The organism is Streptomyces sp. TRM64462 (genome assembly GCF_013362995.1).
In the GTDB taxonomy this organism is placed as follows: Bacteria; Actinomycetota; Actinomycetes; order Streptomycetales; family Streptomycetaceae; genus Streptomyces.
The window spans coordinates 13,480-28,380 of record NZ_JABWDV010000410.1 but is presented as its reverse complement, the minus strand read 5'-3'; the positions used below and the strand labels follow the sequence as shown (position 1 = coordinate 28,380).

Annotated in this window: 15 protein-coding genes; 4 read left to right on the top strand and 11 right to left on the bottom strand. The window is 72.8% G+C overall.

Annotation, left to right across the window (positions count from 1 at the left end; all coding sequences use genetic code 11):
- Positions 1-102 precede the first annotated feature (102 nt).
- Positions 103-1,263 (bottom strand): glycerate kinase, encoded by a 1,161-nt coding sequence (locus tag HTZ82_RS25015; protein WP_175410481.1) that lies wholly within the window; start codon positions 1,261-1,263, stop codon positions 103-105.
- Positions 1,264-1,375: 112 nt separating this feature from the next.
- Between HTZ82_RS25015 and HTZ82_RS25010 the strand changes: the two genes are divergently transcribed.
- Entirely contained in the window at positions 1,376-3,112 is a 1,737-nt protein-coding gene (locus HTZ82_RS25010; protein WP_175410480.1) for a BCCT family transporter, read from the top strand.
- 24 nt (positions 3,113-3,136) lie between these two features.
- A complete protein-coding gene (locus tag HTZ82_RS25005; protein WP_175410479.1) occupies positions 3,137-3,634 on the top strand; it encodes an NUDIX hydrolase in 498 nt (165 codons plus the stop codon).
- A gap of 9 nt (positions 3,635-3,643) precedes the next feature.
- Here HTZ82_RS25005 and HTZ82_RS25000 read toward each other — a convergent pair whose 3' ends face one another.
- A complete protein-coding gene (locus HTZ82_RS25000; RefSeq protein WP_175410478.1) occupies positions 3,644-3,847 on the bottom strand; it encodes a type II toxin-antitoxin system VapB family antitoxin in 204 nt (67 codons plus the stop codon).
- A gap of 70 nt (positions 3,848-3,917) precedes the next feature.
- Here HTZ82_RS25000 and HTZ82_RS24995 point away from each other — a divergent pair, with 70 nt between their 5' ends.
- Positions 3,918-4,634: a Sir2 family NAD-dependent protein deacetylase gene (locus HTZ82_RS24995; protein ID WP_175410477.1), complete on the top strand. Its 717-nt coding sequence runs from the start codon at positions 3,918-3,920 to the stop codon at positions 4,632-4,634.
- On the opposite strand, the gene HTZ82_RS24990 is transcribed toward HTZ82_RS24995, so the two are convergent.
- From HTZ82_RS24990 to HTZ82_RS24980, 3 genes are all read right to left on the bottom strand, one after another.
- Positions 4,631-5,167, bottom strand: coding sequence for a methylated-DNA--[protein]-cysteine S-methyltransferase (locus HTZ82_RS24990; protein ID WP_175410476.1), 537 nt, complete (start codon positions 5,165-5,167; stop codon positions 4,631-4,633). The two genes, HTZ82_RS24995 and HTZ82_RS24990, sit on opposite strands and share 4 nt — an antisense overlap.
- A 12-nt stretch (positions 5,168-5,179) precedes the next feature.
- A complete protein-coding gene (locus tag HTZ82_RS24985) occupies positions 5,180-6,655 on the bottom strand; it encodes an AlkA N-terminal domain-containing protein (protein ID WP_175410475.1) in 1,476 nt (491 codons plus the stop codon).
- A gap of 166 nt (positions 6,656-6,821) precedes the next feature.
- Positions 6,822-7,394 carry an NAD(P)H-dependent oxidoreductase gene (locus tag HTZ82_RS24980; RefSeq protein WP_175410474.1) on the bottom strand — a complete coding sequence of 191 codons (573 nt, stop codon included), beginning with the start codon at positions 7,392-7,394 and terminating at the stop codon, positions 6,822-6,824.
- A 124-nt stretch (positions 7,395-7,518) separates the two neighbouring features.
- Here HTZ82_RS24980 and HTZ82_RS24975 point away from each other — a divergent pair, with 124 nt between their 5' ends.
- The gene (locus HTZ82_RS24975) at positions 7,519-8,196 is read left to right on the top strand and encodes a TetR/AcrR family transcriptional regulator (protein ID WP_175410473.1); all 678 of its coding nucleotides are present in this window, start codon (positions 7,519-7,521) and stop codon (positions 8,194-8,196) included.
- Here the strand turns inward: HTZ82_RS24975 and HTZ82_RS24970 are convergent.
- The 6 genes from HTZ82_RS24970 to HTZ82_RS24945 all read right to left on the bottom strand — a co-directional run bounded on the left by HTZ82_RS24970 (position 8,158) and on the right by HTZ82_RS24945 (position 14,750).
- On the bottom strand, positions 8,158-9,585 hold the full coding sequence (locus HTZ82_RS24970) for a BNR repeat-containing protein (protein WP_175410472.1): 1,428 nt from the start codon (positions 9,583-9,585) through the stop codon (positions 8,158-8,160). The two genes, HTZ82_RS24975 and HTZ82_RS24970, sit on opposite strands and share 39 nt — an antisense overlap.
- Before the next feature lie 10 nt (positions 9,586-9,595).
- A complete protein-coding gene (locus HTZ82_RS24965; RefSeq protein WP_175410471.1) occupies positions 9,596-9,916 on the bottom strand; it encodes an L-rhamnose mutarotase in 321 nt (106 codons plus the stop codon).
- Positions 9,917-9,932: 16 nt separating this feature from the next.
- A complete protein-coding gene (gene rhaS / locus HTZ82_RS24960; RefSeq protein ID WP_175410470.1) occupies positions 9,933-11,018 on the bottom strand; it encodes a rhamnose ABC transporter substrate-binding protein in 1,086 nt (361 codons plus the stop codon).
- A 110-nt stretch (positions 11,019-11,128) separates the two neighbouring features.
- A complete protein-coding gene (locus HTZ82_RS24955) occupies positions 11,129-12,172 on the bottom strand; it encodes an ABC transporter permease (protein ID WP_175410469.1) in 1,044 nt (347 codons plus the stop codon).
- On the bottom strand, positions 12,169-13,209 hold the full coding sequence (locus tag HTZ82_RS24950) for an ABC transporter permease (RefSeq protein WP_175410468.1): 1,041 nt from the start codon (positions 13,207-13,209) through the stop codon (positions 12,169-12,171). Before HTZ82_RS24950 ends, HTZ82_RS24955 begins: the two co-directional genes overlap by 4 nt.
- On the bottom strand, positions 13,206-14,750 hold the full coding sequence (locus HTZ82_RS24945; RefSeq protein WP_175410467.1) for a sugar ABC transporter ATP-binding protein: 1,545 nt from the start codon (positions 14,748-14,750) through the stop codon (positions 13,206-13,208). Before HTZ82_RS24945 ends, HTZ82_RS24950 begins: the two co-directional genes overlap by 4 nt.
- Positions 14,751-14,901 lie beyond the last annotated feature (151 nt).

Below are 14,901 nucleotides of genomic sequence, written 5' to 3'. Positions count from 1 at the left end.
GCGGAACGGCCCCAGCGGGCCCGAGCGATCCCCGCTCACGCACCGGGGTGGGCCCTCCGGGCCGGAAGCACGCGTCAGCGCTGGGGCCCGGCGGCTGGCGGGTCAGCGCAGGAAGTCGCGGGCGATGTTCGCTGCTGCTCGTTCCAGGAGGGGGCCCGCTTCCGCCATGCACCTGGCCGGGTCCGGCTCCAGCTCCGTGAGGGCGTACGCACGCCGGATCCCGGCGCGCCCCAGGGCCTCCGGCGGGAGGGCCAGGCGGCCGCAGACCGCCACGACCTCGATCCCGGCCGCGCGGGCCGCCGCCGCGACGCCCGCCGGGGCCTTGCCGTGGAGGGTCTGCTCGTCGAGGGAGCCCTCGCCGGTGATGACGAGCGTCGCGCGGTCCAGGGCCTCGGTGAAGCCGAGGATGTCCAGCATCAGCTCGATGCCGGGGCGGAAGCTCGCGCCCAGGCCGACCAGCGCGCCGTACCCGATGCCGCCCGCGCCGCCCGCGCCGGGCGACGCCGCGGCCTCGGCAGCACGCGGGCCGATGGCGTTCTCCAGGACCTTCGCGTAGTGGGACAGGGCGGCGTCCAGGACGGCCACGTCCTCCGGGCTCGCGCCCTTCTGGGGGCCGAACACCGCCGGGGCGCCCTTCGGGCCCGTCAGCGGGTTGTCGACGTCGCTGGCGAGCACCACGTCCACGTCCGGGAGCCGCGGGTCCAGGCCCGACAGGTCCGCCGTGGCCAGGTCGCGCAGCCCGCCGCCGCCCGGGCCGACCGGCTCGCCCGACGCGTCGAGGAGGCGGGCGCCCAGCGCGGCCAGCATCCCTGCGCCGCCGTCGGTCGTGGCGCTGCCGCCGACGCCGAAGACGATCGTGCGGGCGCCCGCGTCGAGCGCGGCCCGCAGCAGCTCGCCGGAGCCGTACGTGGTGGCCGTCAGGGGTGCGAGGACGCCGTCGGGGAGCAGGCTCAGGCCCGACGCCTCGGCCATCTCCACGACCGCCGTGCCGTCACGCAGCGCGAACGCCGCCGTGACCGGTTCGCCCAGCGGGCCCGTCACGCGCACCTCACGCCGTTCGAACCCGGCCGCGACGGCGGCCGCGACGGTGCCGTCGCCGCCGTCGGCGACCGGCAGGGCCTCCACGTCGACACCGGGGACGACATGGCGGAGCCCGGCTCTCACCCGCTCGGCCACCTGCACGGCCGTGAGCGACCCTTTGAACTTGTCGGCCGCCACCAGCACATGCTGCCGTGCGGCCTCAGTAACTGCTCCGTCCGTCACCTTGCATCCCTTGCTATCGAACAGGCAGTCGCGCCAGGGCCGACCCTATCCGCACGGTCAGACGGCGTGCCACCCCCTGATGTGCCGAGTTTTCGCACCATAGTGGGGCGTCATGAGCATGGAACCGATCGATCAGCCCCCTCCGGGCGCCCCCGCGAGCCACCCGCTGGAGGCCCGGCCCGACCACAAGGTCGTCGGGATCGGGGTGACCGCCGTCGCGGCGGTGGTCCTGTGGGCGTGGCTGGGCAAGGAATCCTTCGACAGCGCCTCGTCCAACGGGCTGGCCTGGGTCCTGGCCAACTTCGGCTGGCTGTTCGTGGTCGCCGCGGACATCTTCCTGGTGCTCTGCCTGGTGATCGCGTTCAGCCGGTTCGGACGGATCAGGCTGGGCCTGGACGATTCGGAGCCCGAGTTCGGGAACCTCGCGTGGATCGCGATGATGTTCAGCGCCGGCATGGGCATCGGCCTGATGTTCTACGGGGTCGGGGAGCCGCTCACGCACTTTCTGAGCCCGCCGCCGGCGAGCGGGGTGCGGGCCGAGTCGTCCGAGGCGGCCCGTACGGCGATGGAGTACTCGTTCTTCCACTGGACGCTCACGCCGTGGGCGATCTACGGCATCGCGGGCCTGGCCCTGGCGTACGCGGGCTTCCGCAAGGGCCGCGGGAACCGGCTGAGCGCCGCGTTCGTGCCGCTCATCGGGGCGCGCAGGGCCGTGTCGTGGCAGGGCAAGGTGATCGACCTGCTGGCCGTGTTCGCGACGGTCTTCGGCACGGCGACCAGCCTGGGCCTGGGCGCGCTCCAGGTGGCGGAGGGCCTCGATCTGACCGCCGGGGTCACGGCTGACCTGTCGACGGAGCTGATCATCATCGCGGTGCTGTCCGGGGCGTTCGTGCTGTCGGCGTTCTCCGGGCTGCACCGGGGCATCAAATGGCTGTCGACGCTGAACATCATCCTGGCGGCGACGCTGATGGTGTTCGTGTTCCTGGTCGGGCCGACCGTGTACGTGCTGGACTCGATCCCGGCGTCGATCGGCGGCTATCTGGAGAACCTGCTGCCCATGGCGAGCCGTACGGGCGCGTTCTCGGACCCGGCGTGGCTGGGCTCCTGGACGGTCTTCTACTGGGCGTGGTGGCTGTCGTGGGCGCCGTTCGTGGGCACGTTCATCGCGCGGATCTCGCACGGCCGCACGGTGCGGGAGTTCCTCATCGGGGTGCTGCTGGTGCCGAGCGGGGCGACGGTCGTCTGGTTCTGCGTGATGGGCGGTTCGGCGCTGCGCCTGCAGTCGACGGGCGCCGCGGACCTCGCGGACGCGGTGCAGGACGGCGCTGAGGCGTCGCTGTTCGCGATGCTGGACTCGCTGCCGATCGGGGCGGTCACGTCGTTCGTGGCGATGGTGCTGGTGATGACGTACTTCGTGACGAGCGCCGACTCGGCGTCGCTGGTGATGGGCTCGCTGACCAGCCGGGGCGCGCTGCATCCGCCGACGTGGCTGGTGGTGGTGTGGGGCGCGCTGATGGCGTCGGTCGCGGCGGTGCTGCTGGTGGTCGGCGGGCTGAACTCGCTGCAGACGGCGACGATCCTGGTGGCGCTGCCGTTCGTGGTGGTCATGCTCGGTCTGTGCTGGGCGCTGGTGACGGAGCTGCGGGAGGACCCGGGGGCGGGCCCGGCGCGGCTGCACGCGCTGCACGGGCTGCGGGACGTCGTACGGACGATGGTCGGCGACGCGGTCACGGAGGCCGCCCCGGCCCGCCACCACCGGCTGCGGCGGGCGGCGCGGGCGCGTACGGAGGGCGAGTCGGAGGGCGACGGGAGCGGCGGCGGAAGCGGCGGCGGCGAGGGGACGTTCTGACGAGGGGCGTTCTAGGGTGGCGGGGTGACCACCTCTGACTACGCCACGTACATCGCCGGTCTGCCCAAGGTGCTCGCCGGTGCGGCCACGCTGCTGCGCGACGCGGAGGGCCGCGTCCTGCTCGTGGAGCCCAACTACCGTGAGGGGTGGGCGCTTCCGGGCGGCACCATCGAGTCCGACGCCGGGGAGACGCCGCGGCAGGCGGCCCGCCGCGAGACCCTGGAGGAGATCGGCCTCGACGTGGAGCCGGGCGCCCTGCTCGCCGTCGACTGGGTGCTGGGCACCGGGCGGCCGCCGATCGTGGCGTACGTGTACGACGGCGGTGTCCTCGACGGCGCGGCGTTCCGCGCCATCCGCCTCCAGGAGGCGGAGCTCGTGTCGTGGAAGCTGGTGGACCGCGAGGACATCCCCGCGTATCTGCTGGGCGCCCTGGGCCGCCGCGTCCTGGCCGCCCTGGACGCCCTGGCGGCCGGCGGCGGTCCGGTCGAGCTGGAGGACGGCCGCCGCCCGGCGGGCCGCTGAGGGGTCGGGTCAGGCCTCGTGGTCGGGGGGCTTGATCTCCCGTGTGCGGTGGGAGTCGTCGGCCGGGGAGGTCGCGCGGGACTCCGTGCGGTGGCCGCGGGCGATGTAGTCGCGGAGGACCAGTTCGACGGCGTCCTGCGGGTTGCCGACGCCCGCGAGGACCATGACCTCCACGACGAGTTCGGCGTCGAGACCGACGTTCACCTTGGCCATGGCGTGGACCTTACAGGTCGGTGCGGATATCCGTTCGCCGCTCGGCGGAACCGCTGCGTACGCTCGGCGCATGACGTTGGTCGCGATCCTCAGCGGTGCCGGTATCTCGACCGACTCCGGCATCAGTGACTACCGGGGCCCGAACGGGCTGTGGCGGCGCGACCCGGAGGCCGAGAAGCTCGTCACGTACGCGTACTACATGGCCGACCCGGACATCCGGCGCAGGTCGTGGCGGATGCGGCTGGACGGTCCGGTGCTGCGTGCCGAGCCGAACGCCGCGCACCGGGCGGTGGCGGAGCTGGAGCGGACCGACGGGTTCGCCGTGCGGGTGCTGACGCAGAACGTGGACGGGCTGCACCAGCTCGCCGGGATGCCGCCGCGCAAGGTGCTCGAACTGCACGGTACGGCACGGGCCGTGGTGTGTACGGGGTGCCGTGCCCGCTCGTCGATGGCGGAGGCGCTGGAGCGGGTCGTGGCGGGTGAGCCGGACCCGGCGTGCACGGCGTGCGGCGGGATCCTGAAGTCCGCGACGGTGATGTTCGGGGAGCGGCTCGACCCGGTGGTGCTGGGCGAGGCCATGGGCATCGCGAAGGCGGCCGAGGTGTTCGTCGCGGTCGGCTCGTCGCTCCAGGTGCAGCCGGCCGCGTCCCTCGCCGGGATCGCGGCCGAGCACGGCGCGCGGCTGGTCATCGTGAACGCCGAGCCGACGCCGTACGACGGGCTCGCGGACGAGGTGGTGCGCGAGCCGATCGGCACGGCGCTGCCCGCCTTGCTGAAGCGGCTTTAGAACAGGGTGTCGGCCGGTGCCTTCGCGCCGCTTTCGAGGCCTTCGCTGCCTTTGAAGGCTTCGATGCCTTCGAAGGCGAGGAGGCGGCGTTTGCGGTCGAGGCCGCCGCCGTAGCCGGTGAGGCCGCCGCTCGCGCCGATGACGCGGTGGCACGGGACGATGATGCCGACCGGGTTGCGGCCGTTGGCGAGGCCGACCGCGCGGGACGCGGCCGGGTTGCCCAGGGCCTCGGCCAGTTCTCCGTACGTGCGCGTCTCGCCGTACGGGATGGTCCTGAGCTGCTCCCAGACGCGGCGCTGGAACGGGGTGCCGTCGAGGTGGAGGGGCAGGTCGAAGTCGGTGCGCTCGCGCGCGTGGTAGGCGTCGAGCTGGCGGACGGCCTCGGTGAAGGGGCGGGGGTCGGGGGTGCCGAAGGTCTCCTCGGGGGGCCGGTGGCGCTGCCCGGTCATGTAGAGGCCGCTGAGGACGCCGTCGGTGGCGACGAGGGTGAGCGGGCCGTACGGGCTGTCGACGACCGTGTGGTTCCTGATCATGGCGGGCCTTCCTCAGGCGGGCAGGTGGTTGATGGGGTGGCTGTCCGTGGCCCACAGGTACTGGACGGCGTACGCGCGCCACGGGCGCCAGCCGGCGGCGTTCGCGGTGAGCGCGGCCGGGGTCGCGGGCAGGCCGAGTGCGGTGGCCGCGCGGCGGACGCCGAGGTCGCCGGGGAGGAACGCGTCGGGGTCGCCGAGTGCGCGCATGGCGATGACCTCGACGGTCCAGGGGCCGAAGCCGGGCAGGGCGAGGAGCCGGCCGCGGGCGTCGTCCCAGTCGCTGTCGGGGCCGAGCTTCACGGAGCCGTCGGCGAGTGCGGCGACCAGGGTGGTGAGCGTGGTGCGGCGGGTGCGGGGCAGGGCCAGGGCTTCCGGGTCGAGGCCGGCCAGCGCGTCGGGCGTGGGGAACAGGTGGGTGAGCCCGCCCTCGGGGTCGTCGACGGGGGTGCCGTGCGCGGTGACGAGGCGGCCGGCGTGGGTGCGGGCGGCGGCCGTGGAGACCTGCTGGCCGAGCACGGCCCGTACGGCGAACTCGGCGGCGTCGACGGTGCGCGGCACGCGGCGGCCGGGCGCGCGGTCGACGAGCGGGGCGAGGTGCGGGTCGGTGCGGAGCTGTCCGTCGACGGCGACGGGGTCGGCGTCGAGGTCGAGGAGCCAGCGGCAGCGGCTGATGGCGTGGGTGAGGTCGCGCGGGTCGGTGAGGTGGAGGCGGCACGCGATGTGGCCGGTGGCCGGGGCGAGGGCGACGATGCCGTGCCCGTACGGGAGGGTGAGCGTGCGGCGGTAGGAGCCGTCGCGCCACTCCTCGACGCCGGGTACGGCGGTGGCGGCGAGGTGGCCGAACAGGTTGGACGGGTTGAGGGGCGTGCGGTACGGGAGGCGGAGGCTGATCGTGCCGGGGGTCGCCGCGGGGCGGGCGGCGCCGCGGTGCGCCCGGGTCCGGAGTTCGCCGGGGGCGAGCGCGAAGACCTCCCGTACCGTCTCGTTGAAGGCGCGGACGGACGAGAACCCGGCGGCGAACGCCACGTCGGCGAGGGGCAGGGACGTCGTCTCGATGAGGACGCGGGCGGTCTGGGCGCGCTGCGCGCGGGCCAGGGCGAGCGGTCCGGCGCCGAGTTCGGCGCGGAGCTGGCGTTCGATCTGGCGGGTCGAGTAGCCGAGCCGGGCGGCGAGGCCGGGGACGCCCTCGCGGTCGACGACGCCGTCGCGGATGAGCCGCATGGCGCGGGCGACGGTGTCGGCGCGGGCGTTCCACTCGGGCGAGCCGGGGCTGGTGTCGGGGCGGCAGCGCTTGCAGGCGCGGAACCCGGCCTGCTGGCAGGCGGCGGCGCTCGGGTAGAAGACCATGTTCTGCGGCTTGGGCGGCACGACCGGGCAGCTGGGGCGGCAGTAGATGCGGGTGGTGAGGACGGCGGTGAAGAACCAGCCGTCGAAGCGGGCGTCCTTGGACTGGACGGCCCGTACGCAGCGCTCGGTGTCGGTGTGCATGGTTCCAGCATCGGTGACCGGGCCGGGGGCTCGCTGGCGGAAATCCGACATGAACCTCGCGCTGCCTGCGGCTGCGTCCCGAACCGCGAGGCCCCTGGGCAGCGGTCGGCCCCCTCGCCCCTGACGAGGGGTGAGGGGGCCGGGTGCGGCCGGCGGGGGGCCGGTGTCAGGCCGTGGCGGCCTGGGCCGGGGTCTCCGCGGCGGCCTTCAGGCCGTTCAGGACGGCGGACAGGCCCGTGATGACCTCGGCGTCGTCCGCCGGGTGGGTCTCGGCGAAGCGCGTGACGGAACCGGGGATGGCGAGCTCCACGCCTTCGAGGACCGTGCCGCCGGCCACGCCCGCGGCCTTGCGGGCCTCGGCCTGCGCCCAGGCGCCGCCGTACTGGCCGAAGGCGGTGCCGATCACGGCGACCGGCTTGCCGGCGATGGCACCGGCGCCGTAGGGGCGGGACAGCCAGTCGATGGCGTTCTTCAGGACCGCCGGCATGGTGCCGTTGTACTCCGGCACGACCAGCAGGAAGGCGTCGGCCTGCGCACCCGCGGCGCGCAGCCGGGCGGCGGCCTCGGGCAGGGCCGCCTCGGTGTCGATGTCCTCGTTGTAGAAGGGCAGGTCGGCGAGGCCCTCGAACAGCTCGACGGTGGCGCCCTCGGGCGCGATGCCGACGGCGGCCTCGGCGAGCTGGCGGTTGTGGGAGCCGGCGCGGAGGCTGCCGACGAGAGCGACGATACGAGCGGACATGGTGACTCCTACGAGGTAGGCCGCGGGGAGCGGGGGTGCGTAACCGGACCGAGGTCCGTTGAAAGTTGTACCAGCTAAACGGACTCCGGTCCACTTTCATTCCCCGCGGCGGTACGCTGCTTCCATGACCTCCTCTCCGCTGCCGCACGGACGTACGGAGCTGTCCCTCTCCCCCGCCGGGGCGCAGCCGCAGCTCCGGGCCGACGCCGCCCGCAACCGCGCCCGCCTCCTGGAGGCCGCCGCGCGGCTGGCCGCCGAGCAGGGCGCGGCCCACCTGACCATGGAGGCCGTCGCCTGCGCCGCCCAGGTCGGCAAGGGCACGGTGTTCCGCCGCTTCGGCGACCGCGCGGGGCTGCTCCTGGCCCTCCTGGACCACCAGGAGCAGCAGTTCCAGGCCGCCTTCATGGCAGGGCCCGCCCCGCTCGGGCCCGGTGCGCCCGCCGCCGAGCGGCTGCACGCGTTCGGGCCCGCCGCGCTGCGCCACGAGCACGAGCACCGCGACCTGTACCTGGCGGCCGCCCAGCCGGACCCCGCGCGGCGGCATGCCGTCCCGGCCCGTGTCGTACGGCGTACGCACCTCGTCGCACTGCTGCGGCAGGCGGGCAGCGAGGCCGATGTCGAGCTGGCCGCCGAGATCCTGCTCGGCTACCTCGACATCGGCCTCGTACAGCATCTGCTCACCCGGCGTGGCATGTCCCTGGAGCGGCTGGAGGACGGCTGGCACGACCTCGTCGCCCGGCTGCTGCCCGCCGGCTCCCGGCCGTCAGCGGGGCAGCGCGAAGTCGATCACGTGGATCGGTGACGGTGTCGTCCCGCCGGACTTCTCCTGGTACATGATCGACAGCACGTCGTCCTGCCGTACCCGGGTCTCGTCGACGACGACCTCCCCGAAGGCGTTGAGGCCGCTGCCGTCGAACAGCACCTTCCAGTCGGTGTAGCCGGACGCCTTCGATGCGCCGACGATCCGGCCGAACGGCATGATCGCGTAGGCGTTGTCGTACTTGTCGAGGATCAGCCTGGTCCGCTGGCTGGAGTTGAGCGGTACGGGGATCTCGGTCTTGCGCCAGGCGCCGGTGCCGATGTCCTTGCGGACGTGGAAGGCGCGCCCGTTGGCGGTGCGGTCGTCGACGTAGTTCGTGGTGCACTGGCCGAAGCGGCCGGGCACGTACGAGATGATCGCGTGCGGCCGGTTCGCGGAGTCGGTGGCCTGGCTCTCCTGGTTCATGAGCGAGTGGTCGGGGTTGAGCGGGTCCACGACGAGTCCGGTGTCGTTGACGGAGACCCGGTCGGAGCCGCCGGTCGTGCCGACCACCGTCCCCGCCGCGTTGCGCCAGGTGCGGCCGCGGTCGGTGGAGTGGACGTAGCCGGTGTCGTGGTTGCTGATGCCGCCGCCGTGGCACATCACGGCGCCGTTCTGCTCGCGCCAGGTGAAGAAGGCGTGCAGGGTGCCGTCGGCGCTGTAGTCGATGCCGTGCAGGTACATGTTCCGGGCGGTGCTGGAGCCGTGCTCACTCCGGTACGTGCCGGTGGAGCTGGTCCACTCGCCGAGCGCGGTCCAGCGGGTGCCGTCGTACTCGGCGAGCGCGTTGCGGCCGTTGCCGGACACGGCGACGCGGTAGCTGAGCTGGAGGCGGCCCTCGGGCGTGGCGACGAACTGCGGGTAGGTGAACCGGGAGGTGAGCCCGAGGCCGTCGAGGGTGGTCTGGACGGGGCCGAACTGGCTCGCGGTCCAGGCCCGGCCGCCCGGGTTGTCGAGCAGGCCCGCGGTCGACTTCACGTAGAAGAAGGCGTCGCTGTGCGAGTCCATGGTGAGGTGGAGCCGCCCGTCGATCCGTGACACGCCCATGGAGATGACGTTGTGCGAGTCGTTGTAGCGCAGCTTGTGGCCGACCGTGACGGTCTGCCAGGTGGTGGAGCCGAGGGCGCGGCGGGCCACGACGGCGTTGCGGTCGGCGGTGTACCAGGCGGCGTACTGGTAGCCCTTGTAGGTGAGGAGCCCGTTCTTCTGGAACGAGTTGTTGTTGACGAGGCCGTTGTACGACACGAAGTAGAGGGCCTGGGAGTCGAGGCGGGTGTCGTTGATCCGGCTGACCGCCGGGGCGGGGTCTGCCGCGTTCGCGGTGCCGGTCGTCAGCGACGCGGCGGAGAGCAGGGCGGTGGCCATGGCCGCGGCGGCCGGGGATCGTCTCATGGGCATGCTCCTAGGCGAGGTGGAACACTTCGGTGAGGGGGCGCATCGCCTCGTCGGGTCCGGCCCCGTCGAGCGCTTCGAAGAAGTCGGACATCTCGGCCTGCCAGCGGGCGTTGACCTCGGTACCGGCCATGGCCGCCCGGGCCCGGTCGAAGTCCTCGGTCTCCAGGTAGCCGACGAGCAGGCCGTCGTCGCGGAGGAAGAGGGAGTAGTTGTGCCATCCGGCGGCGGAGAGCGCCGCGAGCATCTCGGGCCACACGGCCGCGTGCCGCTCGCGGTACTCCGCCAGCCGGTCCTGACGCACCTTCAGCAGGAAGCAGACGCGCTGCACGGGTACGGTCCGCCCCTCAGAAGTCGAACTCGTCGACGTTGTTCCTGTCGAAGACGGCCGGCGGGCCGAGGACGACCTCGCCGTCCTTGCCGATGGTGTACTCGCCGAGCCTCCCGGCCGTGAACTTCTCGCCCTCGGCGCCGGTGATCTGCCCGGACGCCAGGGCGGCGGCCGCGTAGGCGCCGAGGTAGCCGAGGTCCTTCGGGTTCCACAGGGCGAACTGCTCGACGGTGCCGTCCTTGACGTACTTGCGCATCTGGTTGGGCGTGCCGAGACCGTTGACGACGACCTTGCCCTTGTACGAGGACGAGCTGATGTAGCGGGCGGCCGCGGCGATGCCGACGGTGGTGGGCGAGATGATGCCCTTCAGGTTCGGGTACGCCTTGAGGAGGCCCTGGGTCTCCTGGAAGGACTTCTGGTCGTCGTCGTCCCCGTAGGCGACCTTGACCAGCTTCATGTCCTTGTACTCGGGCTTGGTGAGCTCGTCCTTCATGAACTCGATCCAGGTGTTCTGGTTGGTCGCGTTCTGGGTGGCCGAGAGGATCGCGATCTCGCCCTTGTGGCCGAGCTGCTTCGCGATGCTGCGGACCTGGCTGCGGCCGATCTCCTCGGAGCTTGCCTGGTTGATGAAGAGCTGGCGGCAGTCCTTGGCGGTGTCGGAGTCGTAGGCGACGACCTTGATGTCCTGCTTCATCGCGTTCTTGAGGGGCGTGCAGACCGCGTTGGGGTCGTTGGCCGCGATGAGGACGGCGTCCTGGCGCTGCTGGATGAGCGTGTTGATGTACGACACCTGGGAGGAGGCGCTGGCGTCGGAGGGGCCGACCTCCTTGCCGGTGGCGCCGAACTCCTTGGCGGCCTCGATGCCGGCCTCGTCGACGATCTTCTCGTACGGGTTGTTGATCTGCTTGGGCAGGAAGGCGAGCTTCAGGCCCTTCTTCAGTTCGGCGTCGGGGTTGGCCGTGGCGCCGGACGCCGTGCCGGCGGAGTCGTTCCGCGCGGAGTCCTTGGTGGTGCCGGAGCAGCCGGTGAGGGCGAGGGCCAGGGAGCAGAGGGCCGAGGTGGCCACGAGGGTGCCGCGGCGGGTGCGGGAACGGAGGTGCATGAGGGGTGCTGCCTTTCCTGTGCGGTGCGTGGTGGCGCGGAGAGAGCGCGGGGCGGGTCCGGGGAGCGGGGGGCCGGGGCGGGTCCGGGGTGGGCCCGGGGCGCCCGGGGTCAGGTGGCCGCCGCTCGGCGTCGGCGGCGTTCCGAGACCACCGCGATGACGCGGGGCGTCAGGACCGACGCGATCAGGAGGACTCCGGTGACGACGACCTGGACCTCGCTGGAGATGTCGTTCAGCGTGAGCAGGTTGCGGAGGAGTCCGATGAGCAGGACACCGGCGACCGCGCCGCCCAGGGTGCCCTTGCCGCCGTCGAAGTCGATGCCGCCCAGCAGGACGGAGGCGATGACGACGAGTTCGAGGCCGAAGCCGTTGTCGGCGCGGGCGCTGCCGTAGCGGAGGGTGAAGACGATCCCCGCGAAGGACGCCACCGTCCCGGACAGCACGAACAGCGCCAGCTTGATGCGCTTGACCCGGATGCCGGCGAAGTACGCCGCGTCCTCCTGCGCGCCGATGGCGAACAGGGAGCGCCCGAAGCCCGTGCAGTGCAGCGCCACGGCGGCGAGCACCGCGAGCACCGCGAACAGCGCGACCGGGTACGGCAGGAACGTGCCGGGCACGGTCTCGGTGTACGTGGCCCACCGGGCGTACGTCTCGGGGAAGTCGGCGACGGCCTTGGTGCCGAGGACCACGGACGCCAGGCCCCGGAAGAGGGCGAGGGTGCCGATGGTGACGGCGAGGGACGGCAGCCCGACCCGGGTCACGAGCCAGCCGTTCAGCAGGCCGCCGAGCGCGCCGACCAGCAGACAGACCGGCACGATCAGCTCGAAGGCCCAGCCGGAGTCCCACAGGGCGCCCGCGAGCGCGCTGGACAGGCCCAGCATGGACGCGACGGACAGGTCCACCTGCCCGGCGACGACCAGCAGGACCATCGGCAGGGCGATCAGCGCGACCTCGGCGATGTCGTTGAGGGCGGCCGACAGGTTGCCGGTGCTGGAGAAGCCGTCGGTGGTGCCGGTTCCGACGAGGAAGACGGCGACCAGGAGGACGCCGACGACGCTGTCCCAGCGCAGGAACCTGGCGAGGGAGGCCTTCGAGGCGGAGGTTGAGGAGGTGGTCGGCGTGTTCGGGGTGGTCGGGGTGGTGGACGTGGTCATCGCCTGTTCCTCTTCCGCAGGGCGTTGGTGGTGCGGACCTGCACGACGCGGTCGGCGGTGATGGCGAGGATCAGCAGGGCGCCGGTGATGGCCTGCTCCCAGAACGGGTCGACCTTGAGGACGACGAGGGCGCCGGAGATCGTCGTGAGGAGGAGGGCGCCGAGCGCCGCGCCCCACACCGAGCCGGTGCCGCCCGTGATGGCCACGCCGCCGACGACGACCGCGCTGACCACGGTGAGCTCCCAGCCACTGGCCGCGCCGGCCACGACGGTGCCGAAGCGGGCCAGCCACAGGGCGCCCGCGAGACCGGCGACGGCGCCCGAGAAGACGTACGCGGCGAGGACGCGGCGCCGGATCGGGATGCCCGCGAGCCGGGCGGCCTCCGGGCTGGACCCGATGGCGTACAGCTCGCGGCCGCTGCGGTAGGTGCGCAGGAAGTACGCGGTGGCGGCGAGGACCAGGGCGGCGATCAGCGGCAGGTACGGGATGCCGAGGACGCTGCCGCTGCCGAGGGTGAGCACCGGTTCGGGCAGGTTGACGGCGTTGATCTGGCCGCCGTCCGCGAGGGCGTAGTCGACGCCCTGGAGGACGTACAGCATGCCGAGGGTGACGACGAGCGCGGGCACCTTGCCGATGCTGACGAGCGCTCCGCTGACCACGCCGCACAGGGCGCCGACGGCGATGCCGAGCAGCATCGTGGCGACCGGCCCGTGGCTGCTGCCCGAGACGAAGTCGCCGCAGGTGAAGGCGGTGAGGCCGACGACCGAACCGACCGACAGGTCGATGTTGCGGGTGACCACGACGACGGACTGGCCGACGGCGAGCAGCACCAGGATCGAGGCGTTGAGGAGCAGGTCCTTGACGCCCTGGCCGTCCAGGAAGGACGGGTTGGCGATCCAGGTGCCGAGGATCAGGAGGACGAGCGCGCCGCCGATGCTGATCTCGCGGGCCCGGAAGACCGTGTCGGCCAGGCCGCGGGCGTCGCCGCGTCGCTCGGGGGCGGCTGTGGCGGGCGGCTCGTCGAGGGCGGTGGTCACGCGGCCGCCTCCTTTCCGGTTCCTGTTCCTGCGGGCGTACGGCCGGTCGCCGCCGCCATCACGGACTCCTCGGTGGCCTCGTCGCGGGGTATCTCCGCGACGAGCCGGCCCTCGTGCATGACGAGGACGCGGTCGGCCATGCCGAGGACCTCGGGGAGGTCGGAGGAGACCATCAGGACGGCGAGGCCCTCGGCGGCGAGGGAGGACAGCAGCCGGTGCACCTCGGCCTTCGTCCCGACGTCGATGCCGCGGGTGGGCTCGTCGACGATGAGCACGGACGGCTCGGTGGCCAGCCACTTGGCGAGCACGACCTTCTGCTGGTTGCCGCCGGAGAGCACGCCGACGCTGTCGGAGAGCGCGTTGAACTTGAGCTGGAGGCGGACCGCCCAGTCGGCGGCGCGTCCCCGCTCCAGGGCCCGGCGGACGAGTCCGCCCTTGCCGAGCCGGTCGAGGCCGGTGAGGCCGATGTTGCGTTCGATGGACATCTCCATGACCAGTCCGCGCTGGCGCCGGTCCTCGGGGACCAGGGCGATGCCGGCGTCCATGGCCGCGGTGGGCGAGCCGGCGGGCAGCGTCGTACCGCCGACCCGTACCTCGCCGGCGTCGGCGCGGTCGACGCCGAAGACGGCCTGGACCACCTCGCTGCGCCCCGCCCCGACGAGTCCCGCGAGGGCGACGATCTCGCCGCGCCGTACGTCGAAGGAGACATCGCGGAAGACGCCCTCGCGGGTGAGGCGGCGTACGGACAGGGCGGTCTCGCCGATCTCCGCCGGCTGCTTGGGGTACAGCTCGTCGAGGTCGCGGCCGACCATCCGGCGGACGAGGTCGTCCTCGGTGAGCCCGTCGAGGGGCTCGGAGGAGATCCAGCGGCCGTCGCGCAGGGTGGTGACGCGCCGGCAGAGCCGGAAGATCTCCTCCAGGCGGTGCGAGATGAAGAGGACGGCGGCGCCCTCGGCGCGCAGCGCGTCGACGACGGAGAAGAGGCGGGCGGTCTCGCTGCCGGTGAGGGCGGCGGTCGGCTCGTCCATGATGAGGACGCGGGCGTCGAAGGAGAGCGCCTTGGCGATCTCGACGATCTGCTGGTCCGCGATGGACAGACCGCGCGCGGGCCTGTCGGGTGCGAGGTCGACGCCGAGGCGGGCCATCAGCCCGGCCGTGGCGGCGTGCACGGCCTTGCGGTCGATGCGGCCCAGCGCTCTCCGGGGCTGGCGGCCCATGAAGATGTTCTCGGCGATGGAGAGGTCCGGGAAGAGCGTCGGCTCCTGGTAGATCACCGCGATGCCCGCGTCCCGCGCGTCGGCGGGGCTGTGGAACTCCACGGGGACGCCGTCGAGCAGCACCTGCCCGGTGTCGGGCCGGTGCACTCCGGCGAGGGTCTTGATGAGCGTGGACTTTCCGGCGCCGTTCTCCCCCGCGAGGGCGTGCGCCTCGCCTGGGAAGAGCTGCAGGGACACGTCCTGCAGGGCCCGTACGGCGCCGAAGGACTTGGAGACGTCCGTCAGGGCCAGTACGGGGGCCGGGCCCACGTCGGGCTGGTTCATGGAGAGCTCCTCAACGGCGGTGGCGGTCGGGCCCCTCACGCCGTGAAAGGTTTCAACGAGGTTTCCCGGAAGCTAGACGTGCCGATACGACAACGTCAATGGGTCACCCCCTCAAACTTTCAACCTTTGGTCGTTTCGTGATGTGAACCGG